Source organism: Prevotella melaninogenica (assembly GCF_018128065.1).
In the GTDB taxonomy this organism is placed as follows: Bacteria; Bacteroidota; Bacteroidia; order Bacteroidales; family Bacteroidaceae; genus Prevotella.
This window is the reverse complement of the sequence record NZ_CP072359.1, coordinates 883,396-909,763: the sequence shown is the minus strand read 5'-3', so window position 1 is coordinate 909,763 and position 26,368 is coordinate 883,396. Positions and strand designations below refer to the sequence as shown.

The following is a 26,368-nucleotide window of genomic DNA, read 5'->3' as shown; positions in this document are numbered from 1 at the left end:
TGAAAAGAAATATTTTTCTTCATGAAAAGAATTCGGAAACAACCCAAAGTCAACCTATTCTGATAGTCATTTTGGATTATCATTTACCACGACAAAACGCCTTAGAAACAACAAAATAACTTCTAAACGTTCTATTTTAATCTTCCATTATCCCAAGTCACTCGTTCAAATACAATTAGGATTCAGGATTCCTTTCAACAAGAATGTCGCATTCTGATTGCGTGCTACCCCTTTCGTAATCTTGTACGAATAAGTGATATTCTCACCCAATTCTATTTCAAAACAATAGTTATGAAAACGCCCTGCGTATTCCTCTTCCATCTTTGAAAGTTCAAGGTCGTGAGTAGCAATAACGCCTGTTACATTGCGTTCGGCAATATATTGCAAGAAAAGACGAGAGCCATTCAACTTATCGAGAGAGTTTGTTCCCTTCAAAATCTCGTCCAAAATAATCAGACTTGGCACATCATCACGCAACGAGCCTAACAACTTCTTCAAACGAAGCAACTCAGCATTGAAATAAGAGATGCCATGCGTAAGGTCGTCCGTCGTGCGCATACTCGTAAAGAGATGGAATACTGAGACCTTCAACTGCTTAGCAAAGACCGGCAAACCATTCATCGCCAAGAGATAATTTATACCCAAGGAGCGTAGGAAGGTACTCTTACCTGCCATATTCGCGCCCGTGATAATATAATATTCATGGTCGAGGATATTAAAATCATTCGACACAGCCTTCTCGGCAAGGAAGGGATGATAAAGGTCTTTCGCTTCATAAACCACCTTATTCTCCTCGCTGATCTCTGCCTGTACAGCCCTGTCTTCATTCAGTCGGAAGTTACCCATTGACACCAAAGCATCAAAGAGATTCAGACTATCAATCCACTCGTTCGTACGCTGTTCATACGTATGCTGCCAGCGAAGGAAGAGTCTTACGATAGTAATGTCAATCAAAGCAAAGCTATTGAAGACAAAGACTCCGACCTCGTTACTTCTGTTATCAATCTTTTGTAAGATAAGTTCTAACTTCTCAAAAGATTCTTCCGCACCCGAAAGTTTTTCTTTCAACGCTTGAAGTTCAACAGACTTAAACTCAATCGTATTAATCAACTTTAGTACTTGCAAGTAACCATCTACCTGTGTGTGTACCTTTGCTATCAACTCAGAAATGACACGCATGTGCTTATGTCCACAAAGGAAAGAGAACATAAAGTTAAATATTCCCCACCATACAGGCAATAGGAAAGGAACCAATCCCACAACGGAAAGCACGATACTCACATAGAAACCAAGTAAATTGGCATAACAGAAATAACGTAAAAGAGAGCTATGGAAGAACTTTGGAAAGCTTTGGCGATGAACATCCGTCAATGCCTTCAAAACCTCTTCTGTATTAATACGCCCCTTTACGCCCAAAGACTTGAATTCAGAAAGGAAAGTTTCCTCCTTACCCAACTCGTCTATGGAAACCATTCGTTGACGTATCTGCCCAACAAGTTCCTCCCTCTTTGCACCTCCCCATTCCGTAGACAGACAGGCTGCCAACTGGTCACTACCACCAGTTGAGATAGTGCGGTTCATCCTTTGAAACAGAGAACCTATACCAAAGACATCCATATCAAAGGTGTAAGGATGTTGCGGATTAACATATTGTTCGCCAGCTTCAAAGCCTGAGAAGTTGCCATTTAGATAGTCTATCTCATTCTGATAAACTCGCTGCAGAGCCTCTGCCGTCTTTATCTTTCGGTCGTTCAGCACGTCACGATGACGAATGTAAAGATAAAACAATAATGCAGCTAAGGCACAGAAAAGCGTCCAAGCTGCATTATGCAATAAGGTGTAGAGAACTACAAAACCAATAGCTACCAAAAAAGAACCGATTTCTGTCAGGATAAAAACACGACTACGGTTACGGAGAGAGACGAGTGTTTTGCTCGTCTCTTCTGCCTTATGCTGATACAAATCAGTCAATTTTCTGTTCATAATACAAATAAGTATAAGGTCAGGATGACATTATTGTGTCACCAGCTCTTTACTAACACGGCCATCACTGTACTTCACAATGTTAACACCCTTTTGTGGAGTTGTAATACGACGACCATCAAGCGTATAGCGTGCTGTCTCTACAACCTGTCCTTCTCCCTGTGACAAAGAAGAGATTGCAGTAGTATTTGGCTCAGAAATCGTACACTTGGCAGCATTCTCAATGCGCCCAGTAGTCTTATTAATCAGCAGAACGCAGACTTTCAACTTCGACTTGTCTTGTATTATCTTCTTATTAGAAATATTCTTAAAGGTATATGTATGGCTCTGTGGTTCATCTGCCTTAATCGGAGTATTGATATAGCCTGTTAAAGGAGCTTTTACTCCTTCTGCAGCAATGGCAACAAAGTTATTTTCAAGATTACGAATATCTCGAGGAGCATCAATAAAATAATCAAATTCTTTTGTAATACCACGATCAGCCGTACTACCTGAAAAATTGTTGTATTGTACCCAATTAGGATTTGACATACCATCTTCCGTCAGCACATAAGCAAAGCCATAAGGAGCTTCATCTCGATTCACACAGAAAGTGACACGGGGAGTTACAGTAATATTGTTTTTCTCCTTATCCCATACAGCTGATACTTCTACATCCATATCTGCACCTTTTGAGCGTTCCTCTTCAAACTCAGTTTGTGCTTTGAAATAACCCAGTAAAAGATTTCTATTCATATCAAGTGAAGGGCGACTTCTGTAATCTGTAGCTTTCCATGCATAGTCTGTACAAGTTAATGGATCAGCTCTACCTCCAGTATGGATAGCAATGCCAATGAAGTCTTCACCATATTTATGTGCCAGATTCTCCATAAGTGCAATACCACGCGGACAAAATCCACACCACATTCCAGTGTATTCTTCAACTACAACTTTTCTGCGAGGCACCTTTGTAACAGTTATTCTCGGAAGCGTTGCATAGTTGAAATTAGCACTATTCAACTCTCCATTTACCTTTGTAATTGTAAACAAAAGGTCGGTTTCTGAAACCTGTGTATGAGGAGGGACATCAATTTCTATCGTTGTTCCCTCCATGCGGTTCAATGGATTTGTAAGGACATAATTCTTCGACATCAGCTCCTTGCCATTGAAAGAAAGTGTATAATCGAAGTTACGAATAGCTGTTCTACCGTAATTGGTAATCAATAGTTTACCTTTTGCACTCTTTGCTGTGATAGGAACATATACTTTCTGCCCTGTAGAAGGAATAAGCGTATAACCATCCGCCTTTACATTCACAGCACAACAAAAGACAGCAATAAGCGCAATAAACAATGTATAAAACTTATGTAACATATCAAGTTATAGATTAATAAATTATATGCTTAACGAATAACATACTTTTTTGTATAGGCAACGCCCGTCTGCTTCACAATGTAAACACCCTTAGGGAGATTTGTCAAAGACGTAAGTTGCTTATGTAACAGTACACCTTGAGTATTGTAAACATCGTAAGTAATACCCTTCTGTGAAGCTACAGCAGCAATACCTGTTGCCTTAGTATCAAACTTAACAGTAATCATCGGACCTGCCTTCTCTTCCTGTGAACCAGATTCTTTTATTGTAAGTTTCAGCGTTACTGTACAGTTCTCGAATTCACCATAACTGTGATCTATTTCTACAGCTTCCTTTTTAAGACCGATAGGGAAAAGCTTACTACCTACCTCGTAAGTACCAGCCTCCGAATGAAAAGTACAATTCCCATACGCACAAACCTGCACGTCACCCTCATCTATATCGTTAATAGTATAGGAAAGAGATACATCTTGAGACTTATCCGACTTGTTCTGAATGTACACCTTTCCTGAAATCTTATTTCCCTCAAAGGGGAAAGTAGTTTTTTCTACCTTATTCAGAACAACTGTTGTATTGTTAGTAATGACCCTACCTTGTTCATCAAGGAACACAACATCATTAGAACTTGTCTGTGCTTGTGCACTAACTAAAAGATTAGTCATCAGACCAATAAACACGAGTAAACGTAATTTCATTTTCTTATTTTTTTATATTTATTCGTAATTGATTATCATTCGTTTATTAAAGCGAAACCTTTTGGCGCACAGCCTGCAAGACTCCGCTGTCGTTATAGAAGAAACCTACTATCCATGCATTCTTTGGTACGACTCCGTCAGGGAGTGTGTAAGTCGTTTTCTCCTTATGAACATTCTTCGTAGAGAGCGTTAACTCTGTGCCCCATTCCCCATTAATAGCAGCGCGAAAGACATGATTATGCACATATTCCTTATCCACTTTATTGTTTGGGAACATCTGTGGGGCAACGATGTTATCCTCAACCAACCACAGTTGTAGCCGTCCCTTCACATCTTCAGACAAGGTCTTTAAGGCAGTTTCTATCTCCATCTGACGTGTAGAAGCATCATACTGACATTTAAGTTCAATACTAACTGTTGTCGTCTGAGCAAACTCATCATAGATACGTCCTGCCCAAGCATCTTTAGGAAGTACACCTCCACGACGATTAATAATGGCTTTTGGCACATTTGGAACTGACCAATGCTTATAATAAGTATCTCCCAAATCGGTGCGCAAACCCACAAATCCAACCGTACTCTTGATTGCAAGCGGTCCTGCATGGAATGCAACAGCAATCAATTTGTCTGCACCGTAAAGCTTTTGTTGCTGTGCAATAGCCTCTGCAGCATCAGGACAGAAGATGCAACGTTGTCCAGTAAAATCCTCTATCAGTACATTACGCTGAACAGTAGCTGCTGGAACCTCAATCAGTCGTTCATCAGAACCAACTGAATCGCAGCCTGTTAAAAAAGCAACTGCAGCCAAAAGGCATATATAAAAACTTTTCATTTCTATCAGAAGTTATAATTATAAGAGAGTGTCAACCCCTTTGTTGCAGGGATATAACGACATACACCACCCGAACAGTTAAAGCCTGCACGCGTACGACCATAGCCTAATTGCAAGCGATGGGCACCTCCGCTATAGGTTACATAGCCCTGATAATAATGCACACGGGTATTACCAACGTTATAAAGGTCGCTCAATGTGAACATCCAATGCGGTGCAAGCGACAGCTCAGCCAGCCCAAACAACCAATCCTTGTCGCCATCTTTCGATACAAGATACTGTCCTTCTACACGCAATGTTGTGTTAGGCGAAAGTTTCTGTTTGACATCTGACACAAAGATATGCGAATTAAGCATTCCTCCATGTCCTTCGAGTAACATCTGATTGTAACGCTGATACATATACATCAGATTGAGCTTCGTATCTTTAGCAAGTCGCTTTTCCACTTGAAAATCAACATCTTGATAATAGGTAGCATCCCCCCACGCCCAAAACGGACTACCATAGCCATCTGTTCCGATTTCTCCTGCACCATTCTTCCGCACAGAATGAACGTGTGAGAAGTTTACCTTAACAGTCGTACCATACTTACCACCTATCGTTGAACCCTTTGGGAAGGTATAGGCAGCTGCTGCTTGATAAGCCCACTCACCATCAGGGCGTGTGGCATAAGGATAGAGAGCAGCCAATGTATAGGTATGTTCCATCGTGAATGGAGGAAGATGATTAACAAAAGAAGAGATTCCTTCCATTCCTCTACGACTGCGAAAGCCCATATTCGTACTGCGTTTTGCCTGCAGAAGCAGACTCATTCCACGCTTTGAATAGGAACCCGAAAGCATTGCAACGTAACCATTACGATAGATGTAACCATTATCATGAGAAGGATCTTGCGACTTCATTGCCATCTCTGCCAATACATTAAAAGCTCGATGTTGCACACGCAAACGCACATCAAAGGCATTAACATTAAGCGGAAGATGCAAACGATGAGTTGGATCAACCATTATCACCTCGTCTCTCTCATGTTTATTAAGATAGGAAGCACCTAAGGTAACATACGTATTATGCTGTTGGAGAGTTTTACATAACTCGTCAATATTCCACTCCACATCAGCACCTGTCATCCAACTCTTATTATGATTCCAATATCTACGCTGACGACCTGTAAGCACCTTCACTGCAACACCAGCCCAAGGGCGATAGTTCAATCGTGCACCTTGCAGAGAATTATCAATACCCAAACTGCGTTCTTCGTACGAACGGAGGATGAAACCAGAGCCAAACTGCTCGTAGAAGCTACCCAAGGTAAGTTCCGCATTCTTGTAATGACCTTTCAAATAAGCGTATGGTACACCCCAACCCTTAAAGTCATTCTCGTATCCCGGAAGCGGATGCTTCAGATACTCCAGTCGCGCACCAGCCTCAACATAACGGCTCGATAGTTTCAAGTCGAGATAAGTATTTGTCAGAAAACGACCATCTGTAGCCTCAGCACCTATCGTACTGTCCTTTTGTGCCAACAGCATATCGCTCTGAAGACTTCCAGAAAGGCGTAATTTATCGGACTCCTCTTGTGCACAAAGAGATATACTACTCATGCCAATGAGCAGTCCTATCATCATCAATTTCTTCATAGAATTACTTACCTGCCGCTTCTTTCACCTTTTTATATAGCTCTACTTCAGCACCATCAGTATATCCGTTGTGCTTATAAACAATCTTACCCTGTCCGTCAAGCAACACGGTATAAGGAACAGACTGAATACCTAACGAGCGACGAAATTCACCATTAGGGTCGAGCAAAACATCATAACGCCAGCCATTTTGGTCGACCATTGGCTTCACCTTATTAATGTTCTGTGCCTGATCAATAGACACAGCTACGAGTCGGACACCTGTCTCTTGCTGCCAATCATCATAAACCTCATCAATACTTGTGAGTTCACGATTGCAAGGTTTACACCAAGTAGCAAAGAAAGCTATAATAAGGGGCTTACCATTATTAGAAATAGTGTCGGTTTGTACGGTTTTCCCTTCTATGTCTTTGAGCATTACTTTAGGCAGACGGTCTTGTGCAGCCGCTGCAAAGCTAATCAACAACAAACTAAGGGACAAAAATAGTTTATTCATCTCTTTTAATTATATTGCAGCTACAAAAATACGAAAAAAAAACGATACTACAAAGAAGAAACAGCCAAACACAAACAAGATTATACGTCTTGACCGATTTTAGACTAATCTACAGTGCTCATTATTCCTACTAATCACCTTATCTTTGGAAGACAAACTACTTTCTAATCAAAACAATCTTATCTGCTTTTAGATATACAATTCTCTTCTAAAACCATGTAAACATAAGGTCTACACTGTAACCTATTGCAATGTATTTAACCCTTAGTTCAATTGGTGTCAGCGCTTAGCACCACATGTGCTTAGCATCAGCACCATACGTGCTAAGCATCAACACACCGATTAAAAGCGGTAAGAAGTAATCTTTAAGAACGTTATTATAGATAGTAAACACCAATGTCTACCTTATATAAGACTTCTTTTCCTGTACAAAACTCATATAAAACACATCCCTACAGATTCTTATCTGCTATTTAGAACCATTTATATAAACAAAAAAAGATTACTTGCTTGCAACATCAAAGTTGCTGACAAGTAATCTTAAATTTATACATAGTTCCTCCTTTGAACAGGCTACGGTATAGCATTTCTCCTATAGAAAGATTGTTCTTAATTGTTGTTATGCTTCTTTTTAGAACCCTTCATCCACATATAAACCAACAGAAGGATAAAAGCACCCAAGATACAAAGGAGCTGTACGGCATATTCTTGTGGATTTACCCAAAACTCTTTGAAGAAATTGATACGTCCGAGAATCTCCACTGGCGTCCAAAACACAATCACGGTTGCAACCGACATACGGATATTAGCACCCCAAGAAGCAATATAAAGCTGCTTCTTAAACATATAAAGCGCGCCGATGAAACAGCCAATACCCACTAAGAAAGTTACTGGATGATGGTCGCCAATGAAGTTCTTATCATAACAGAACATCAGCAAGAGATAAGATGCCCAAAGAATCATATTCACCTCCATAAAAGTAACGATAGAGGTATGACGTGTCATCGGCTGAAAAGCAATCTCATTCTTGCGCTTTCCAAACAAACGTTTCTGAATCCATGTGATAAAGTTACAACCATTACGTGTACTGAAGATGTACATTGTCATCATCATCATCCAAAAGCCGAATGAAGCTGGAAGTATCAAATATTCTGGTTTGGTAACAATCTCTCCATTTTCAATCTCAGGCTGCACACCAAAGCGGTGAGCGTAATATTGGAAGAGGAACTCTACCCAACCCGTCCAAAAAAGCAAACCACCAATTAGTCCCCAGAGTGTTTGACGTGTATCACCTTTGACAAACACACCGATAATTACCATTACCAATCCTACGAATCCCATAGCAAAGCCAGCATAATGCACAGCTTCTGGTGTCATCGTCTTATCCATAATGATCATAAGTGCATGACCCAAAGGCATCGTAAACAACACAAGGATAAAAGAGGCGAGTGTCCGCCATAAATAGATTTTACCTTTTCCCATAAATTAAAACGTATTGAGAGCTTAAAATAGTTTATCAACATCAACTGACATTCCTACCATGAGGTTGGTCCCATCAGTCAATGGACAGTTCAAATAATAATATTCTGGTTTATAATTAAAGATGTTATCGAGAATTACACTTACCTTCACCGCCTTACTGATGCGCTGCACCAAGGAGAGTTTGAAGAGTGCGTATGCTGGATAATGAATGGGTTTTATACCCTTAGAGATATCGTAGTAATCGACAAACTCCTCATTATTAACAGCTGAAAGGAAACGACCATCAAGTCCGATGTTCGTACCATAGTTCTTCGACCACTGATGATCCCAATCAATATGTCCCGTCATCGAATGCTTGCGAGCAGGTATATACTGATTGTTTACAGCCTTATCATTCTTATCCTTTGGCAAACGTTCGTGGGTATAAGCATAGCTATAACGAGCCGTGATACCATTTGTCCAACGTGCCTGTGCCGTAGCTTCTCCACCACTAACAATGTAATGATTTAGGTTGATATAAGGAAGATGTGGTACAACATCCGATGGATTCTTGTAATAAGGTGCACCAGTAGCAATCTTATTTTCTATTCGATTGCAATAAGCACTTACCGTAAAGTTATAGTGCCCCTTTGTATAATCAACCGAAGCATTGAAGTTCTGACTTACCTCTGGCTTCAAAGATGGGTTACCTTCGACAATCCATATTCCCGACATATCAAAGTTATAGTACTTCTCTTTCAACGTAGGTGCACGGAAGCCCATACCATAACTGAGACGAACGTTTAAGTTATGTATAGGCTGATAACGTGCGCTCACCTTCGGAGTTAGGCGTGAGATATGCCCATCAGAGAAGTAGTCGTAACGCAAAGCACCCACAACTTCCCACTTCGGATTGATGTTCCAGTCGTATTGTGCAAAAGCATCAAAAGAGTCTTGCTTACGAATTCGACCCTCTAAGTTGGTATTGAAGAGATAATCATGCATATAATCTGCACCCACAGAGAGGACGTTTTCCCCTTCAAAAGTGTGATTATACAGCATACGAAGACTATTCTGAACATTTGAATAATCGCGGATGTCAAGACGAGTAATGCGCTGATAGTCTGACTTATCATACTGATCAAAAGCATAGGAGAAGTCCACACTATTGTAGAGGTCTGGTGTCCACATTCCACGAAGACCACCCGAAAAGTCACGATAGCGTTCTGGTACCTCTGATGTACGCACCAATTGACGATAGAAATAACCTGCACGTCCTGTCAGACGAAGTTTTTCATTCAACGTATAAGTAAGCTGTTCTTTGAAGTTCCAAACAGCATCACCATAGATAGTTGAGACTACTCGCGTGATTGGATTAGGTCCATTGTGTACATTGAAGTTGTCAGAACTATTCCTATTGACTGTTAACAGATTGTTCCACTTACCTCTTGCGTACTGCCACGACATACCATAACGCTGCTCGTTGTGGCGACCAAAGCGCATATTCAAGTTCAGTGCGCATGGATTGGACTTCTTCTTTGTGATAATATTGATGACACCACCTGCGGCATTAGAGCCATAGAGTGCTGACGCTGCACCTTTCACAATCTCGATATGATCAACATTATCCATCCCAATACGATTAAAGTCGACATCGTCCATCGTCTCACCAGCAAGTCGTTCACCATCCACAAGAATCAACATACTCTGTCCACCAAAGCCAGAGAAGTTCATGTGCACTTGCTGATTCATAGCGTAAGAGAACTCAACACCTGGTATTATCTGCTGTAAGACATCTCGCAAATTGGTAGCATCAGTCTTCGAAATATCATTAGCTGTGATTAGTCTTGTCAACACAGGGGTCTTGGCAAGCAGCTTTGGCGTACGTGTTCCCGTCACTACAACCTGTTCTAATTCTAAGGATTTATAAATAGAATCAGGCAACTCATCAGCCCACAACGTTGCAGGAAGCAGACCGACAAGAGCTGATAGTATAATGGTTTTTCGTGTCATAACCAATCAAAAAATCTCATAACCTTGTCACTAACCTGTGAAAGTACCGACTGTGAAAAGGTTGTATGTTTTATTTAATATGGATATTTATAATTGATTCTCAACCAACATTTGGTACCATCGGCACCAATATAGTTCTCTAACTGCACAGCAGCATACTTACCATTCTTCAAGCGAACAATGAATACGTGACTGTTCATTGTAAAGGCTGGAGGCATGGGAGGTATATCAAGCTTCAACCAAGAAGAAAGGACCTTATTAATTTTTATCCCTTGACACCCTATTAGGCTCGAGAGCATCTGCGACTGGTCTTCCCACACTTGATTCTCCGTCCACTCATCTTCTTGGAATGTTGCTCCTAAGAAAACAGAACTATTCTTTGGAATATCGTTTAAGGAAGCATATTTGGTCTCAAGTACAGCACCCCCATTGGTCCTTACGTTATTACGATGGAAGGCTAAGCTCCATGACTGTGGTTCAGGTTGTGCATCGGTAGCTGCGAAGCTACGCTTTTCATTCACCGAAATACCTTTGCCAAAAACATCAAACCAATAAGTATATATACCCGTCTTTCCATCACCAGTACCTGTTGAAAGGCGTGTCGGAATAGGATAACGTGTAAACGTTGTCTGCGCTTTGAGCAGCCCTGCAGTGTCTTTACGCTCTATAAAATCCTGCAGAGAGTCGAAATCAACGTAATACCAGTCATGCCAACTGCTGGCATCAACAAGAAGCTGACCTTCCGTAGTAACACTTGCTGTGGCTGGTGCCTCATCATATACACCATCAAAAAGTCCATTGCAGGCTGTTGCCATCAATAGGATGGCACAGCCTGCAAGGATATAAATAGAGCGAAATACTTTATGCATTAGCAATGAATATTTTACTTAGCCTTCTTTCCTGTATAAGTTTCGGAAATAGACATTGGCATACCTGTAAGGCTATATGAATTTGTAATAGTCAATACGCCATTCTCTCCGAGCTTAACAATCATCTTACTTGTATCCTGGAAAGTATACTCCTTATTAAGTTTCATCATACCATCTGATTTGAGATGAACCTTTATACCATCCTTGCTATAATCACGAACAAAGCTATTAGTTCCTTTATCGTAAGAAAGATTCTTTACGGTGTATGAATCTATCGTTAAGTTACCCACCATCGTTATTTCCGCAAAAGTCTCTTTAGGAGTTATTACATTGATGGTACCATCCTCATTAGCAGTAATCTTATATGACAAATTAGTCGCTTCATAAGGACCGAAAGTTGGTCCTACCATTAACGACGTTGTGCCAGAATAATCGCCAGCAATCTTCGATGCTGCTGAGACTTCAATATAATGCCAAGTAATATCAGTACCACCCATAAGTGATGGGACATTAATCTTGATTTCTTTCATTGAGCCATTCATTGTTGCATCATACTCTTTCACTGAACCGCCACCATTTGGGTTGGCAATATTCATCTTTCCGGTACCATTAATAGCATGGTTATCCATTGTTATATCGAAAGTACCTGTACCCCACTGCTTGTCAGAAAATTCAGCCTGGAACTTACTACCATTCTGCAACACCTTGATCTTAGCGCCGTTGTCAAAACGAGCATTATTCATCATTTTGTTTTTCACAGTCAAATAGCCTGTGAACTCGTGTATAACCTTTGGTTGAGATGGAGTCTCATTTGGCAAAAACTCAATCTTGGAGATATCTGTTGCCTTATAAGTTACAACGCCACCATCAGTCTTGGTTACCTTTAATGTCTGTGCCTGTACTGCGAGTGCACTCAAGAAAGATACGATTACTAAAGTAAATATTTTTTTCATTTACGTATGAATTTAAATGTCTTAGATAATGATTTAACTACAAAAACGCCTGTTTGTCCGTCGAGTGGAATCTCTACTGAACCGCTTTGGCTTACAGTGGCACGACCAACCAACTGTCCGTTGATGGTGTAAACAGCTACCTGGCTGCCTGCTTTTAGTCCTTCTCCCTTTAAAGAGTTACCAAAGAGAAGACTGCACTGTTGCCCTCCGCATCAAGAGTACCGATACCTGTTGGCTGATCTGCAAAGGCGAAAGCACGGAAATCTGTCAGAGGATACTCTATTCTTTGACTTCCAGCTGTCAAAACCATAGCAGTGGAAGTGAAAGTAACAGTAGGTTTCTCAGACAGAGCGAAATAAGTGTCTTTGCCATCTTTGTCACTTACTTTTACATAGTCAGCCGCAGAGGCAGAGAGTGTGCTCATAGAAGCTAACAGTGTAACAGCAAGTGAAAGAAATAAAGTTTTAATTCTCATGTTACTGATCTGTTTATATTAATTTCTAATTTTAGTGCAAAGGTATAAGAATCTGTATTATATCACAATACCTAATAATTATGATTTTAGACAAAAAAACAAGCAACAAGGAATTACTAATACCTAATAAAAGGGGGTTGAACCCATAGAAAAAAATGCTTTGAGCATTCTGCTATCATGGATCATCACCTTGGCTTCACAGGAAATTTCCATAACAAACTTGTTTGTTTTTGTTAGCAGAACACTTCGTTGATTGTAAAAAGGCATCAGTTCTGTGTCATTTTACATTGTGTTCAACATCGATATCGTGCACATTTAGCGACAATATCACATGTGCTAAGCCTCAGCACCACATGTGCGGAGCCTTAACACCACATGTGCGGAGCCTTAGCACATTGGTTGAAGAGTGGAAAATAGATTATTGTCAGTATGATAATATATTACAAGATACGGCTGATTAGATTGCAGAGAGGAAACTTTATCGCTTAACCTATCATTCTCTACTATTGAATCATTAAGAATACTACTAAGTTAAGACTTGTCTTTGCTTCATTTCTAAGTATTTATTGATAACATCAATGCTAAGTTTATCAGGCGTGGTCAATACGCTATAAATACCATGCTGGCGGAGTGTTGAGACTATCAAACGCTTTTCAGAAGCAAACTTCTCTGCAATAACATGCTGATAATATTCCTCTATCGAGTGCTTCGGAGAATGAATATAATCATTCATTTCCGCATCTTCAAAGAATACAACAAGTACACGGTGCCACTGACTAAGCAATTTCAAGTAGGACAATTGCCGGTTAAGGGCTGTTATACCAGAGAAGTTTGTATAAATAATAAACAAACTACGCTTGCTCACTAACTTATGAACATTAGCACACAAGCCACTAAAATCACTCTCATCAAACTTCGTTTCCTGTGCATAAAGCGACTCTAAGAGGAGTTGCATTTGTCCAGTTCGCTTGGAAGGAGCAACAAACGTATCCATCTTGTCTGCAAAGGTTATCAGCCCTGCCTTGTCATCACGACGCATAGCAACGTATGACAACACTAAAGCAGCATTAATACTATAGTCGAGAAGTGTCATTCCACGAAACGACTGCTGCATCACACGTCCCTTATCAATAACCGAGAATATCTGTTGAGAACGCTCATCATGATAGACATTCACCATCAGCTGATTGCGACGAGCACTCGCCTTCCAGTTTATGCTTCGGTATTCGTCACCCTTCACATAGTCTTTTATCTGTTCAAACTCTGTATTGTTGCCCACCCGACGAATTCGTTTTATACCCAGCTCTGTGAGGTTATTGCTTATCGCAAGGAATTCATAGCGGTTCAGCATCATGTAAGAAGGATATACCTTTACATCTTCTGCACTGCCCAAGGTGTAACGACGCTCAACAAGTCCTATGATAGTACGCGTAAAACAACGAATCTTACCAAAGGAATAAACGCCTCGCTTCTTAGGGATAAGTGTATAACGAATGGTCTTCTTGCCCATTGCTGTTAGACGACTCTTATAGCTAATATCTCTCCGTTGGAACACCTCTGGAGCCTCATCTATAACCGTCAGCCATACAGGGAAAGGATATTTACTTTCAAGGCTTATCTTGACAACATTCTTATCACCATTAGAGAAACGTTCGGAACAGGTTCGACTCGCTGCGACTCCACGATGATGATAGAGCATAACAGCATCAACCACAACCATAGCCACAAAGATAAACAGAAACATCTTTGCGACGATGAAAAGATGTGGGTACACATAACCTAACCCTGCAAGCAGGGTGAGACTTGCTAAGATGATATAAAACCTTTTAGTAAGGAACATTTCTTCTTTATTTGTCTAAGATTTTTCTCCTGTCACGTTATTTAGGAACTTCCACCTTGTCAATCAGCTTCTGCGCAACCTTCAATGGAGTATAACCCTCCATTTCTGCCTCAGCAGTGAGGATAAGACGATGTTGGAGAATACTTGGAGTAACAAACTTGATGTCTTCTGGCGTTACAAAGTCACGCCCACCCAACAAAGCTGATGCCTTGGCAGCATTGAGCATAGCAACAGAAGCACGTGGACTGGCACCAAGGTAGACTGCCTTTGATATGCGAGTCTGCTGGACGATATTTGCTATATAGCGTAGGAGGCTCTCCTCAATATATACAGTATCAAGTTTCTTACGCATCTCCAAAAGCTCATCGATGGTCAGCACTGGTTTAACATCCTCCAACTTGATGAGGTTTCTCTTCTCCTGATGACGCTTGAGGATATTCATTTCCTCGTCAACAGATGGGTAACCCATACTTATCTTGAAGAGGAAACGGTCGAGCTGAGCTTCTGGTAGACGATATGTCCCCTCCTGTTCTACTGGGTTCTGTGTTGCAATAATCGTATAAACATCGCTCATACGACGAGTAGTACCATCGATTGTCACCTGACGTTCCTCCATTACCTCGAAAAGAGCTGCCTGTGTCTTTGCAGGGGCACGGTTGATTTCATCAACAAGAACGATATCTGAGAATACCGGACCTTCATGGAAGTCGAACTCAGAGGTCTTCATATTGAACACTGTCGTACCGAGTACATCGCTTGGCATGAGGTCTGGCGTGAATTGAATACGACTAAAACGGGCATCAATCAGACGTGACATCAGACGTGCCAACAAGGTTTTTGCAACACCTGGTACGCCTTCAATCAGCACATGACCATCAGCAAGAATCGCTGTTAACAACAGGGCGACAGCCTCTTGCTGACCAACAATAACCTTACTAACTTCTCCTCGTACTTGCATCACCTTTTGGCTAAATGCAGTAAGGTCGGTTCTTTCTTCTCTATTCTCTTCCATCTTATTTATTGTTTGCTCTTCAATTACATTTTTATTTGCTCATCCATAGCCTTTATAGCTTATTGATTATCATATCCATACCATCTATTGCCTTTCGCAGAGCAGCATCTTTTAGTTCATCATTACCCTGCAAATAACGTTCGACACGGTCGAGTATCATTCGCACTTCTGCCTCTGGCATTCCTGTTCGAAGGGCTATCTGTGCTATATTCTCCTTCCTTGACTCAACATCTTCGATATCTATCATCGTCATACGACGTAAAGTCTCTGCAAAATAACTATACTTTTTCTGCAGCAAGTCTCGATTAATATGCTTCTGATGATAAAGGGTTCCGATCAGCTTAACAAACTCCAACGAACGGTTCGCAGGCTCTTCCACTATTGGGATAACGCGTTGTCTCCTTCGTGCGTAGAATATACAGAAGAGTAATAGTCCTCCTAAGGTGAGGTAGACAGCCCATCGGAGAGGTTCATTTTGTAACCAGAAGCGCAATGGAGTATCCGTTTCAAATTCCGTCTCAGGACCGTATGCTTCAGTGCGGATAATTGGCAACCCTCTAAACTGTGACATCAAACGGAAGATGAGACCATTAGTCTGAGTATCAAGGATTCCATAATTGGTCATCAATAATGGTTCACAAGAAAGGAAGAGTTCTCCCTTTCCTCGTTTAATGCTGACCACACGTGGTGCCCAGTAGCCTTCTGTAGAGTCAGAATACTCCTTAGGAACCCAGCCGCTAAGCAAAGTGTCACACGTAACTTTCCCTTCTATATCGACATTACTACCTGTCATAGCAGAATAGACATGGTATTCTTTTTCCTGATAAGGCACCTGTTGAGTCCAACCTAATGTGTCATAGAGGATTGACTGATGTTTTAGTGCCGCCTGAACCTGCAAAGGAGAGAATGCACCTGTCCCATCCATACTTACATTCAAGTCAGGAAATAAAGAGTCAGGATTCAGATAAGAAGTTGCGATAAAGACCTTATTACCATTCTTCAATAGCTTGTCCAAAGCCCGAAGATCTGTCTCGGTCAATTCTATGCTACTTGCCATAACCAAGAAAGCGTGCGGTTTCTTACCGTAACCCTCACGTTCTAACTGCGGGAAAGTCTTCCGTGTCACCACATAACCCGCAGGAGTTGACTTCTTCATCAGTGAGTCGAACACCGCACAACCAAATGGTTGCTTATCGTAATGATTGAAAGTTGGATTCCAAACAAACTTTGAAGGCGCATTCCACTCTAATAGGAAAACGAAGACAAGGAAAGCAACTACGAAGAACCAAAACCGCTTGTTCATTCTACGCCTCCTTTCTTTATCTGGCTTTCTAAGTCTGTCATCAGCCTTACCAGTTCCTCTGACACTTCATAATTACCGTATCTCACACGCATAAAAACTGTTGTCATGCGCTGAAACTCAGCTGAAAGGAACTCATGGGTATACTGTGTAGGCGTCTTATAGAGCTGCCAACTAATCTTATTACCATCTGATAACCAGCGAAGTGTGCGCAAGTAAACGATTCTAACAGCCTTATAATAATCCTTCTGAGCCATTGCTTTGGCATAAACAGCATCGAAGTCAACGCCATAGATATTATCTTCTTCATCATCTTCATTCGCTATCTTACCCGCTCTACCAAAGAGTTTGAATTGATAACGATACAAAATGAAAGCTATTAGGGCGATAACAGCAAGCGCAAGAATGATGTAGATCACTATACGGAAATCCCCTTTGCCTTGAATATCGAATATCTCAGACAGGAATTCGCCTATCTTTGACATCAGCCAATCCCACCAATCAAGTTCAGGTGCTTGTAACTCTTGCGCATAGTTATACGCCTCATCAGAACGAAACTGATGAAGTAACGCAGAATCACACGACAAGGTATCACTCAATGGCTGTAACATAGAACCGTATTATCAGAGTTTTCCGAAGTTATCAATATCTGTATCTTTCTCTGCTAACTCATCAAAATGCTGTATATCTTCCTCAACAGATAAGCCATCTTCCTCCTCTGCAATGCTTCCATAATGAAAAGCCAAGGCGAAGGTAGAGATTGTCATCGCAAGATACATACCGAAGTTCATAAATACAGATGACAAATATACGATGAAGCTATACAATGGGCTTACTGCAAAAGAACTCTGAGCAGTATTCGAAATCGTCAAAACAGACTTAACGACAGTCAAGATATACCAAGGAATTGATGTAATTGAAGACAAGATATTTGTCATGAGGCCTATCACAAACATCAAGCCAAACAACGACCAAAACGAATGGAAACCCAGTGTCAAACCACGAGAAATAGAGCTAAATAGCGTTTCATCATCTTCAAAAATATAGACAGGTAATGCCATAGAAATAGGCAAGCAGCATACAGCTAATGCAAGAATAGGTATAATTGCTAATATTGGTGCACTTAGTGTTACTGAGATGAAGATGATAAAAACCAAAATAGCTATAAACAGAACGACGAGAACAGCAGTCATTGCCAATGAGCGTTTAATAACCTGAATGATTACAGGTTTTAAGTCAGTCATTGTCACATCGCGAAGTCTATTAGGGCTCTTATGATAGTATTTCACCATACCATAACAGATGCCTGCCAATAAGGTAGAGCCTATCAGTATACAAATAAAATATCCCAAGTATGAAGAACCTAATCTAAACATCATACCCTGCGCTACGTCAGCATCATCACCTATATCAAAAGTGTTGTTATAAAAAGGCGTTAAGACTTTCATCATAGCCTCCATTGCGAAGCCTTGCAACATACAAAATGGCAAAAGCAAGTAAGTACATGCACGCAACAAAAGTTTGAAATTCTCACGAATAAAATCAAAAATCGCAGTAAATTTCTCACCGAATCCACGAACTTGATACAGTTCAACCTTTGGTCTTTCTATTCTCATTGTTTAAATGGTAATTACGTTTATATGGTAAGTAAATAAAATAATACACGACAAACGCCAATGAAGCAAGTATAATACTGAGGCGGATAAAGTCATTCAACTCTGTATGACGAGTGATGAAACCTTCAATAAAACCTGCCATGATAAAGATGGGGATGGTTCCTACAACAATCTTCATTCCCCTCTTTGCACCACGTTGAAAGCTGACCAAACGTGAGTAAGTGCCTGGGAAAAGCCAACCATTACCGATTGCCAAGCCTGCTGCACCTGAGACAATGATAGCTGAAAGTTCCAACGTTCCATGCAACATCGTGGCTAAAAGGCTCTCACCCAACAACCCATGTTGATAAAAGAAAGTATCAAAACAACCGACCATGATACCATTTCGGAACAGAAGAAAGCCCGACATAAAGCTCGTCAACACTCCTGAAACAAAGACATTAAACGACACCATGATATTGTTCAACGTAATCCCAAGAAACATACTTCCCTCTTCTTCATTGCCATATACCCCCATCGGATTACCTTTCGCCATATTCTCAAGTGTCATATCCATATACCCATCACCAAGTATCAGGCGTGGAAAAGACTCATCCCCTAAGGTTGAGACAACACCTATCAGCACACTCACCATAAAAATAATGAATGACAGAAGTAGCAACTTACGTTCTTTCCACATCACATCTGGCACCTCCTGTGTCCAAAAAGTCACCATACGCGACCATTTCTCCCGTTTATTACGGTAGATTTCATTATGGAGTGCGGAAGCAAGATTATTGAGATAAATCGTAATACGTGAACGAGGATAATGTGTCTGTGCAAAGGCGAGATCGGCTGTTAGCTCCGTATAAGCATCAGCCAACTGATCAGGCATCTCAAACTTGACATTATCTATCATGTCCTCCATTGCCCGCCACTTCTCAATATTATTGCGTATGAAAAGTATCTCTTTCATGCAAACTTTACACGTATTTTACACATTATTATTATTTAGGGAACAAAAGTAGAGTTTTTTTCTTACATTTGCAACAGAAATAACATATAATTCTCAACGAAATGTCTGAAGCCAATATTATCACAGGGCAATACGTACAGATAAGTCAGTCACCAGCCAGTTTAGGAGAGCGTATCATAGCACAAATAATCGATGGCTTTCTGGTTGTATGTTATCTGATTGGTATCACACTCCTTATTAGCGAGCTGAATCTTTCTTTTTTCTCGAATGGACTTGTATGGATGATTGGTGTCTATCTTCCAGCTGTCTTTTACCATTTCCTTATGGAACTTTTCAACCATGGACAAAGCGTTGGAAAGATGGTAATGCGCATACGTGTGGTGAAGAAAGACGGTACAACACCGGGTATTGGAGAATTCTTCATGCGCTGGCTTCTACAACTCGTCGACCTTGGTTTCTCGGGGATTGGTGCACTTATCATTCTTATTTCTAAGAACTCACAGCGATTGGGCGACCTCGCTGCAGGAACAATGGTAATTCGACTCAATGACTATCGAAAGATTCAAGTATCGCTTGACGAGTTCTATTACCTTGACCGAAAATACAAACCAGTCTATCCGCAGGCTGAAGACCTTTCACTTAACCAACTTGATGTTATCCAACGTACGCTCAATACTGAATACGGATACGAGCGCGAACGTCGTATTGCTTCTCTTGCAGCTAAGGTACGAGAACACCTCAAAATATCTGATACGAACACTGCTGACGAGAAATTCCTCTATACTATCGTGCGTGATTATCAGCATTACAGCTTAGAAATAATATAAAGGTTAGGGGAAACGTAAAACGACAAACTACAGGTAGAGGGGAAGATAACATGGATATCTAACAGAACTTCTCTGTATAACTTTGGTGTTAGTGCCTTACGATGCCATGTTATAACGACAACAATAAAGCGTTCTACCCATTTTCATCCAACGTGTTATTGCTTAGCACATGATGTGCGGATGCCCAACACACATTGTGTTCATGCCTAACACATGATGTGCGGAGCATTAATCACATCGCTATTGGTTATCAAAACAAGCACTACTGATTGTTAGAAAAGAGTTATGATGACGTCTCTCAGAAAAAAGATAATAGCTATTGGAGGTGCTTTGGCTTACCCAACCATAAGTCTTTCACCTGACATTACAAGAGAACACTTCTCTGGGAAGTGGATACTTGTGACGGGTGCATCGCATGGAATAGGTAGGGCATTAACCGAAAAAATAATCAGTGCAGGTGCAAATGTCTTCCTCATTGCTCGTAGTGAAGCGGACTTACGTCTCTTATGTGCCAAAGCTAAGCAAATGGGAAGTAGTGCAGACTACTGCGCAATAGACCTAAGAGACAGAGAAGAACTGGAACAGCTTTGCCAAAAACTAAGGAAAACACTACTACGGTTGGATTACTTCTTTTGCAATGCGGGTAAATCTATCCATCGCAAGATCAATGATGCCGTAGACCGGCTCCACGACTATGACCGCACCATAGACCTCAACTATCGTTCCTTGATCGCACTTTCATTAGCTATCTTACCTGCTTTGAAAGCAAGCAAAGGGCGTATCATCTACTCTTCATCAGTGAGTACACTCTATCCAATGGCACCGGGTTGGTCGGCTTATCATGCTTCAAAAAGTGCTGCGAATACATGGTGTGAGACAGCGAACAGCGAGTTTGCCGCATTAGGTGTCCGCGTACAGATAGCCTATTTACCCTTAGTTCACACAGCGATGTCGGATGTTAACGAACAATACAAGCATCTACCTGCTTACGCCCCATCTGATGCAGCCAATATTCTGTTGAAACTTGCCATACGAAAGAACAAGAGTTATAAACCATGGTGGGCTAAGTTATCTGCTCCGATAGTCCACATCCTCGCGCCAATTATACAGCTATATTATAAACGAATGACATGAAAAGCAGAAACGTCTCTATCTTTTCAATCCTCTATCGCTTACACATAATCTCACTAAAGGGCTTATTTGTGTGGGCAAAAAGCCTCATCTTGGAAGGTATTAGCCTGATGGCGCTACTTCGCTTCGTTACTTACTTCTATCCACAACGCTGTGCTGTCATTAATGACAGCCTATCTTTGACCTATCGAGAACTCTACAATCGTACTCGTCAACTCGCACAGATACTCCACACAAAATACCACCTCCAACCCAAAATGAGAGTGGCTTTGATAGGACGTAACAGCCTTACCTTAACCATTCTTCTACATGCACTGTCACGATTAGGCATACACACCACCTTGCTTAGCACAGACTTAGGCACAAAACAGATAACAGCAGCCTTACAAAAGCATCACTATCAACTCTTTGTATATGACGAAGACCTCAAACAGATTCCCACAGGAACTCCTTGTACAGCTGTTACAACAGAGACACTAAGCGACCTCCTTTTATCTAAGGAGGCGCAAACAAGGGATATAAAACTCCCTAAAATCTGGCGAGGAGGAGAAATAACCATTCACTCAGGAGGAACAAGTGGTGACTTTAAGAGTATTGCCCACCGCCCCTCTGTCACCTCTTTTCTTCCTCCATTGCTTGCGCTACTACACAACATCAGAATCTACGAATATAAGAGTGTACTGATTTCACTGCCATTCTATCATGGTTTCGGACTTTCAACGCTTATCATCTCCTTACTTATGGGTAAGAAAGTATGCCTACAAAAACGCTTCGATGCTATCAAAACCTTAGAGATTATCCAGCGTGAACAGATAGAGGTCATGCCTATTGTTCCTGCTATGCTCTCACGTTTTTGGCAGATTGAAAAAGCAAAGGAGAAGATGAAGAGTCTACGTTGTCTTATAAGCGGTGGCGATAAACTTCCTAAAAGCCTTATCGACATGACTCATCAACAAATTGGTGAGGTGCTCTTTAACCTTTATGGTACGTCTGAAGCAGGATTCTTTATGCTGGCAACACCTAAAGAATTAGCTTCCTTCGAAGAGACAACCTTAGGTAAGCCTATTCAAGGAGTTGACTGTAAAATAAAAAATCTCAATAAAAAGGAATAGGAACACTTTGGGTACGTTCTCGTTGGGCTATGCATGGAAAAGAAAAACAATGGCAAAATACAGGCGATTTAGTTTCTCAGAATAGCGAAGGTTACTTCTTTCATCATGGTAGAGCCGACCGAATGGTGGTCTGCGGAGGTGAGAACGTACAGCCAGAACACATTGAGCAGGTTCTTCTCTCCCACCCTATGATCATTGCAGCACGTGCCTTTAACGTTCCCGACCCTAACTTTGGCAATGTCATCCACACGGAAATAGAATGTACGCCAAAGGCTACTCTAACAGAGCTAACACTCCTCGACTGGCTCCAACCACAACTTTCACGTGCGGAAATGCCACATAGCATCCGCTTCAAAACCATTGAAATGCTCTCAACTGGCAAGCAGAAGCTTCGTTAAATGTGCTCCGTCTTAACTCCAAATACAAACAGTTCTGAGTTCTTTTCATGATAAAAAAGAATTATTTTCATGAAAGAAAATATTTTTCTTCACGACAATAAATATTTCTTTTCATGAAAATAATTTGAGAACAATCCAAAGATTAGATAAATATAGGAGGATTAAAGGAGTAGTGAAGTTCTTCTCTATATCTTTTATCCACTAACAATAAAGCTATCATCAACAGTCTATTGCCGTAGATGATGGCTTTACTTTTATAGAATCATACCCTTTCTTAGGGAGGAAGTCTATTCCTTTTCCTCTTGAGGAAGCATGATAAGGGCTTCTTGTTTCTTACCATCCATCATAATCTTTAATGGATTTGGGAAACGAACATGGCGTACCCACTGAGTTTCTTCCACAGCTGGAAGGGCATCAAGTACACTGCGCTGATAGAATCCATCTTCCTTATAAGGATTGATAGTAAAGTAGCCTACACCGAAAGAGGTGAGATTTTGGAAGAAATGTGTTCCCTGACTTGGGTCTACACGATAGTGTTCCAGTCCCTCCTCAACGATGACACGGGCTGCCGAGATATGTGGCCACTTCACAGGAATACCCAACCAAGGGTCGCTTGAACCCCAACGGCCGGGACCAATGAGCACATAATTTTTGTCAGTATCAAGGAACTTGCGGTTTATCCGTTCTATCTCATCAGCAATAGTTGGGTTGTTAGATGCTGTAAAAGAACTGTCGGTCTTTACATACACAACATCTTGTACATCATCCGAAACGCCATGTCCCAAAGAGTTATGACTCCGCAAGAGACATTGATTATCAGGAATAGTCGTGAGATCTTCGTCTAACATCTGTTTAGAATCAACGATTGGACGAATCTGTAAGAGATATAATTCACCCGTTCGGTCATCATTCAAATTAACAGCGAACTCTATCTCCACAGGGCGACGCATAGCCTCAGCACCGTATGTCATTGCCATTTGTAACAACTCTGGTAGTGGAAAGACGTTCTGTTGGAGGACACCACAGAAAGAGATAACCTTTCTTCCACCCTCGTAGAGTCCATCGTAAATAGCTTGGTCTTCGGGAGAATAAGTGGAAGTGATATATTGTAGACTGCCATCAGCCTCAGCATCTTTCACACGCAGTTTGAGGATATTAAAGCCATCATCTACCTTAAAGTCCTCACTGATATGCTTCATGTCGAGAGCATAGAACTGAGTCTGGGTTTCGCGCAAGGCTATTTCCATTTCGCTCATCTGTAAGACTTGATGCGGATGGAACGGACAAACACGCAGCGTCTGCCCACCATCAACAATATACTTACCTAATCCCAATGCCAAAGAGGCAATACCTTCCTCAGCTTTCTCTTCTCCTATCGGATAATAGTTGAGAGAGCGAAGAACGCCAGAGATGTTCGGATAGAAATGATCTCCATACTCCTTACCGACAACCTGCTGTAAAATAACTGCCATCTTCTCCTGATCTATGACATTACTTGTAGCAGTCATATAGGCTTTGGAGTCACGATAATAAACCGAGGCATAGACAGCCTTAATCGCACAAGCCAACATTCGGAGCATTTCATACTTATCCTCAAGATAAGGAATCATATAGGTAGAATAGATGCCTGCGAAGGGTTGGTAGTGACTATCTTCCAACAACGAACTTGAACGGACGGCTATTGGTGAGCGAGTAGCCTCAAAGAAGGTAAAGAAATCACCTATGAATTCATCTGGCAATTGGGCACGAAGGAAGGCTTGGAGTATCTCTTCATCGCTCGCATCACTCAAAGCAATCTGATAAAGATTGTTCTGCTCCATAAAACTATCGAAGACATCCGTACAAAGAACAACCGTCTTCGGTATCTGTACCTTAGCATTCGGGAAGCTATTGAAGTCGGGGTGACGCTTGATAACATTGTCGAGGAAAGCCAAACCACGTCCCTTACCACCTAATGAACCGTCACCAATACGTGCGAAGTGGGCATAGCGGTCGAACTTCCGTCTATCGAACAAGGCGACAACACCCACATTGCGCATCCGTCGATAGGCAACAATGGCATCAAAGATAATCTGTCGGTGAATTTCCACATCTTGCAGTTTATGCCAAGTGATGCCTTTCAGGAAAGAAGACACAGGAAAGATGGCACGTGCTGAGAGCCAACGACTCATGTGGTTACGGGAGATATGATATAGAATGGAGTCACGTGGGATAGTAAAGATGTTATCCTGTAACTCCTTCAAACTACGAATACGCATCACCTCCTTACGTGTCTTTGGATCACGGAAGATAAAGTCCCCGAAGCCCATGTGTTCTTCAAGCAAGTGACGAAGGTCAACGCTCATCTTCTTTGAGTTCTTATCGACAAAACGGAATCCCTCTGCCTCAGCCTTCTCACGGTTCTCACTCTCTGAACTTTCAATAATCAATGGAAGGTATTCGTCTTCTTTTCTAATGGCACGAAGTAGCTTCAAACCAGCTTCTGGGTCTTTCGCTACTACGGGTATGTTCCCTTCGGTCGCAGTAGTCCTCTGTTCTTTCACATTATTAATAGGGAACCTCACATCAGAGATAACGCCCAAGCAGTTATCCTTATAACGTTGATAGATATCCCATGCCTCCTCGTAGGTACGTGCTAAGACAACCTTTGGACGTCCACGCTGGCGCAAAGAGGCATCGTGTCGGGTCAAGGCTTCTGTGGCAAAGTTCTGACTCTGCGTAAGAATATAGCTATATAAATTAGGTAGGATAGAGGAATAGAAACGGATAGAGTCTTCTACCAGCAATATCATCTGCACTCCCACCTCGTGGATATCATTCTCTATATTCATCTTATCCTCCATCAGTTTGATGATTGAGAGGATGAGATTGGTATTGCCCAACCAGCAGAAAACATAATCAAAGATACTAAGGTCTTCGTTTTGTATGCGCTTCGTGATACCGTGGGAGAAAGGCGTAAGTACCACACAATGGATATCAGGGAACTCTGCCTTTACGGCTCTCGCCACATCAAAGGCATCGTTATCAGCATTACCTGGCATACAGATAACGAGGTCGATATCTACCGTATTGAGTACCTTTGAGGCCTCTTCAATCGTTGAAACCTGCGTAAAGGTTGGCGGATAACGCAAACCTAACTCCATATACTCATTGTAGATTTTCTCTTCCACACGCCCATCGTCCTCCAACATGAAGGCATCGTATGGATTAGCTACAATCAGAACATTGTAAATTCGTCGCATCATCAGATTGACGAAACTAACGTCTTTTAGGTAAAAATTACCCCATTGTGCAGGAACTTGCTCACTCATAATCCAAAACTTAATATTGGACAAAAATACAAAATAAATACAAGTCAACCTATCTTTTCGCAAGTTAAATAATATATTTTTTATTACTTTGCAAACTGG

Annotated in this window: 21 protein-coding genes and 1 pseudogene; 4 read left to right on the top strand and 18 right to left on the bottom strand. The window is 41.3% G+C overall.

Annotation, left to right across the window (positions count from 1 at the left end):
• Positions 1-165: 165 nt before the first annotated feature.
• The 17 genes and pseudogenes from J5A56_RS03740 to J5A56_RS03660 all read right to left on the bottom strand — a co-directional run bounded on the left by J5A56_RS03740 (position 166) and on the right by J5A56_RS03660 (position 19,490).
• Positions 166-1,983 carry a MutS-related protein gene (locus tag J5A56_RS03740; protein WP_021672355.1) on the bottom strand — a complete coding sequence of 606 codons (1,818 nt, stop codon included), beginning with the start codon at positions 1,981-1,983 and terminating at the stop codon, positions 166-168.
• 30 nt (positions 1,984-2,013) lie between these two features.
• A complete protein-coding gene (locus tag J5A56_RS03735) occupies positions 2,014-3,336 on the bottom strand; it encodes a thioredoxin family protein (protein WP_021672356.1) in 1,323 nt (440 codons plus the stop codon).
• Between the two features lie 29 nt (positions 3,337-3,365).
• Complete coding sequence (locus J5A56_RS03730; protein WP_021672357.1) at positions 3,366-4,031, bottom strand: hypothetical protein; 666 nt, start codon at positions 4,029-4,031, stop codon at positions 3,366-3,368.
• A gap of 46 nt (positions 4,032-4,077) precedes the next feature.
• Entirely contained in the window at positions 4,078-4,863 is a 786-nt protein-coding gene (locus tag J5A56_RS03725) for an Omp28 family outer membrane lipoprotein (protein ID WP_021672358.1), read from the bottom strand.
• Positions 4,864-4,868: 5 nt separating this feature from the next.
• On the bottom strand, positions 4,869-6,500 hold the full coding sequence (locus J5A56_RS03720) for a DUF6029 family protein (RefSeq protein WP_021672359.1): 1,632 nt from the start codon (positions 6,498-6,500) through the stop codon (positions 4,869-4,871).
• A gap of 4 nt (positions 6,501-6,504) precedes the next feature.
• On the bottom strand, positions 6,505-6,996 hold the full coding sequence (locus J5A56_RS03715; protein ID WP_021672360.1) for a TlpA family protein disulfide reductase: 492 nt from the start codon (positions 6,994-6,996) through the stop codon (positions 6,505-6,507).
• Positions 6,997-7,605: 609 nt separating this feature from the next.
• Positions 7,606-8,478 carry a hypothetical protein gene (locus J5A56_RS03710; protein WP_021672361.1) on the bottom strand — a complete coding sequence of 291 codons (873 nt, stop codon included), beginning with the start codon at positions 8,476-8,478 and terminating at the stop codon, positions 7,606-7,608.
• A gap of 21 nt (positions 8,479-8,499) precedes the next feature.
• Positions 8,500-10,470 carry a TonB-dependent receptor plug domain-containing protein gene (locus J5A56_RS03705; RefSeq protein WP_021672362.1) on the bottom strand — a complete coding sequence of 657 codons (1,971 nt, stop codon included), beginning with the start codon at positions 10,468-10,470 and terminating at the stop codon, positions 8,500-8,502.
• Positions 10,471-10,544: 74 nt separating this feature from the next.
• Positions 10,545-11,339, bottom strand: a complete 795-nt coding sequence (locus J5A56_RS03700; RefSeq protein WP_021672363.1) for an HmuY family protein — start codon at positions 11,337-11,339, stop codon at positions 10,545-10,547.
• A gap of 14 nt (positions 11,340-11,353) precedes the next feature.
• A complete protein-coding gene (locus J5A56_RS03695) occupies positions 11,354-12,292 on the bottom strand; it encodes a calycin-like domain-containing protein (protein WP_021672364.1) in 939 nt (312 codons plus the stop codon).
• Positions 12,289-12,767, bottom strand: a pseudogene (locus tag J5A56_RS03690) (T9SS C-terminal target domain-containing protein). Before J5A56_RS03690 ends, J5A56_RS03695 begins: the two are co-directional and overlap by 4 nt.
• 526 nt (positions 12,768-13,293) lie before the next feature.
• A complete protein-coding gene (locus J5A56_RS03685) occupies positions 13,294-14,607 on the bottom strand; it encodes a DUF58 domain-containing protein (protein WP_021672366.1) in 1,314 nt (437 codons plus the stop codon).
• 37 nt (positions 14,608-14,644) lie between these two features.
• Positions 14,645-15,619, bottom strand: coding sequence for an AAA family ATPase (locus tag J5A56_RS03680; protein WP_036920101.1), 975 nt, complete (start codon positions 15,617-15,619; stop codon positions 14,645-14,647).
• A gap of 52 nt (positions 15,620-15,671) precedes the next feature.
• Positions 15,672-16,922 carry a DUF4350 domain-containing protein gene (locus J5A56_RS03675; protein WP_021672368.1) on the bottom strand — a complete coding sequence of 417 codons (1,251 nt, stop codon included), beginning with the start codon at positions 16,920-16,922 and terminating at the stop codon, positions 15,672-15,674.
• A complete protein-coding gene (locus tag J5A56_RS03670; protein WP_021672369.1) occupies positions 16,919-17,530 on the bottom strand; it encodes a DUF4129 domain-containing protein in 612 nt (203 codons plus the stop codon). The genes J5A56_RS03675 and J5A56_RS03670 overlap by 4 nt, the downstream gene beginning before the upstream one ends.
• A gap of 12 nt (positions 17,531-17,542) precedes the next feature.
• Complete coding sequence (locus tag J5A56_RS03665) at positions 17,543-18,535, bottom strand: hypothetical protein (RefSeq protein ID WP_021672370.1); 993 nt, start codon at positions 18,533-18,535, stop codon at positions 17,543-17,545.
• Complete coding sequence (locus J5A56_RS03660; RefSeq protein ID WP_021672371.1) at positions 18,510-19,490, bottom strand: stage II sporulation protein M; 981 nt, start codon at positions 19,488-19,490, stop codon at positions 18,510-18,512. The genes J5A56_RS03665 and J5A56_RS03660 overlap by 26 nt, the downstream gene beginning before the upstream one ends.
• A gap of 101 nt (positions 19,491-19,591) precedes the next feature.
• Here J5A56_RS03660 and J5A56_RS03655 point away from each other — a divergent pair, with 101 nt between their 5' ends.
• From J5A56_RS03655 to J5A56_RS13835, 4 genes are all read left to right on the top strand, one after another.
• On the top strand, positions 19,592-20,317 hold the full coding sequence (locus J5A56_RS03655; protein ID WP_021672372.1) for an RDD family protein: 726 nt from the start codon (positions 19,592-19,594) through the stop codon (positions 20,315-20,317).
• Positions 20,318-20,602: 285 nt separating this feature from the next.
• Positions 20,603-21,451 (top strand): SDR family NAD(P)-dependent oxidoreductase, encoded by an 849-nt coding sequence (locus tag J5A56_RS03650; RefSeq protein WP_021672373.1) that lies wholly within the window; start codon positions 20,603-20,605, stop codon positions 21,449-21,451.
• Complete coding sequence (locus J5A56_RS03645) at positions 21,448-22,560, top strand: AMP-binding protein (RefSeq protein WP_349251574.1); 1,113 nt, start codon at positions 21,448-21,450, stop codon at positions 22,558-22,560. The genes J5A56_RS03650 and J5A56_RS03645 overlap by 4 nt, the downstream gene beginning before the upstream one ends.
• A 29-nt stretch (positions 22,561-22,589) precedes the next feature.
• Positions 22,590-22,958 carry a hypothetical protein gene (locus tag J5A56_RS13835; RefSeq protein ID WP_349251573.1) on the top strand — a complete coding sequence of 123 codons (369 nt, stop codon included), beginning with the start codon at positions 22,590-22,592 and terminating at the stop codon, positions 22,956-22,958.
• 287 nt (positions 22,959-23,245) lie between these two features.
• Here the strand turns inward: J5A56_RS13835 and J5A56_RS03640 are convergent, their stop codons facing one another.
• Positions 23,246-26,269 carry a PEP/pyruvate-binding domain-containing protein gene (locus tag J5A56_RS03640; RefSeq protein WP_021672375.1) on the bottom strand — a complete coding sequence of 1,008 codons (3,024 nt, stop codon included), beginning with the start codon at positions 26,267-26,269 and terminating at the stop codon, positions 23,246-23,248.
• Between the last annotated feature and the right edge of the window lie 99 nt (positions 26,270-26,368).

Excerpts from the sequence above, each read along its gene's own strand:
- J5A56_RS03655 (WP_021672372.1), top strand. The coding sequence starts at position 19,592 with ATGTCTGAAGCCAATATTATCACAGGGCAATACGTACAGATAAGTCAG.
- J5A56_RS03660 (WP_021672371.1), bottom strand. The coding sequence starts at position 19,490 with ATGAAAGAGATACTTTTCATACGCAATAATATTGAGAAGTGGCGGGCA.
- J5A56_RS03650 (WP_021672373.1), top strand. The coding sequence starts at position 20,603 with ATGATGACGTCTCTCAGAAAAAAGATAATAGCTATTGGAGGTGCTTTG.
- J5A56_RS03670 (WP_021672369.1), bottom strand. The coding sequence starts at position 17,530 with ATGTTACAGCCATTGAGTGATACCTTGTCGTGTGATTCTGCGTTACTT.
- J5A56_RS03730 (WP_021672357.1), bottom strand. The coding sequence starts at position 4,031 with ATGAAATTACGTTTACTCGTGTTTATTGGTCTGATGACTAATCTTTTA.
- J5A56_RS03705 (WP_021672362.1), bottom strand. The coding sequence starts at position 10,470 with ATGACACGAAAAACCATTATACTATCAGCTCTTGTCGGTCTGCTTCCT.
- J5A56_RS03665 (WP_021672370.1), bottom strand. The coding sequence starts at position 18,535 with ATGAGAATAGAAAGACCAAAGGTTGAACTGTATCAAGTTCGTGGATTC.
- J5A56_RS13835 (WP_349251573.1), top strand. The coding sequence starts at position 22,590 with ATGCATGGAAAAGAAAAACAATGGCAAAATACAGGCGATTTAGTTTCT.
- J5A56_RS03680 (WP_036920101.1), bottom strand. The coding sequence starts at position 15,619 with ATGGAAGAGAATAGAGAAGAAAGAACCGACCTTACTGCATTTAGCCAA.
- J5A56_RS03735 (WP_021672356.1), bottom strand. The coding sequence starts at position 3,336 with ATGTTACATAAGTTTTATACATTGTTTATTGCGCTTATTGCTGTCTTT.
- J5A56_RS03720 (WP_021672359.1), bottom strand. The coding sequence starts at position 6,500 with ATGAAGAAATTGATGATGATAGGACTGCTCATTGGCATGAGTAGTATA.
- J5A56_RS03715 (WP_021672360.1), bottom strand. The coding sequence starts at position 6,996 with ATGAATAAACTATTTTTGTCCCTTAGTTTGTTGTTGATTAGCTTTGCA.
- J5A56_RS03640 (WP_021672375.1), bottom strand. The coding sequence starts at position 26,269 with ATGAGTGAGCAAGTTCCTGCACAATGGGGTAATTTTTACCTAAAAGAC.
- J5A56_RS03740 (WP_021672355.1), bottom strand. The coding sequence starts at position 1,983 with ATGAACAGAAAATTGACTGATTTGTATCAGCATAAGGCAGAAGAGACG.
- J5A56_RS03725 (WP_021672358.1), bottom strand. The coding sequence starts at position 4,863 with ATGAAAAGTTTTTATATATGCCTTTTGGCTGCAGTTGCTTTTTTAACA.
- J5A56_RS03685 (WP_021672366.1), bottom strand. The coding sequence starts at position 14,607 with ATGTTCCTTACTAAAAGGTTTTATATCATCTTAGCAAGTCTCACCCTG.
- J5A56_RS03675 (WP_021672368.1), bottom strand. The coding sequence starts at position 16,922 with ATGAACAAGCGGTTTTGGTTCTTCGTAGTTGCTTTCCTTGTCTTCGTT.
- J5A56_RS03695 (WP_021672364.1), bottom strand. The coding sequence starts at position 12,292 with ATGAAAAAAATATTTACTTTAGTAATCGTATCTTTCTTGAGTGCACTC.
- J5A56_RS03710 (WP_021672361.1), bottom strand. The coding sequence starts at position 8,478 with ATGGGAAAAGGTAAAATCTATTTATGGCGGACACTCGCCTCTTTTATC.
- J5A56_RS03700 (WP_021672363.1), bottom strand. The coding sequence starts at position 11,339 with ATGCATAAAGTATTTCGCTCTATTTATATCCTTGCAGGCTGTGCCATC.
- J5A56_RS03645 (WP_349251574.1), top strand. The coding sequence starts at position 21,448 with ATGAAAAGCAGAAACGTCTCTATCTTTTCAATCCTCTATCGCTTACAC.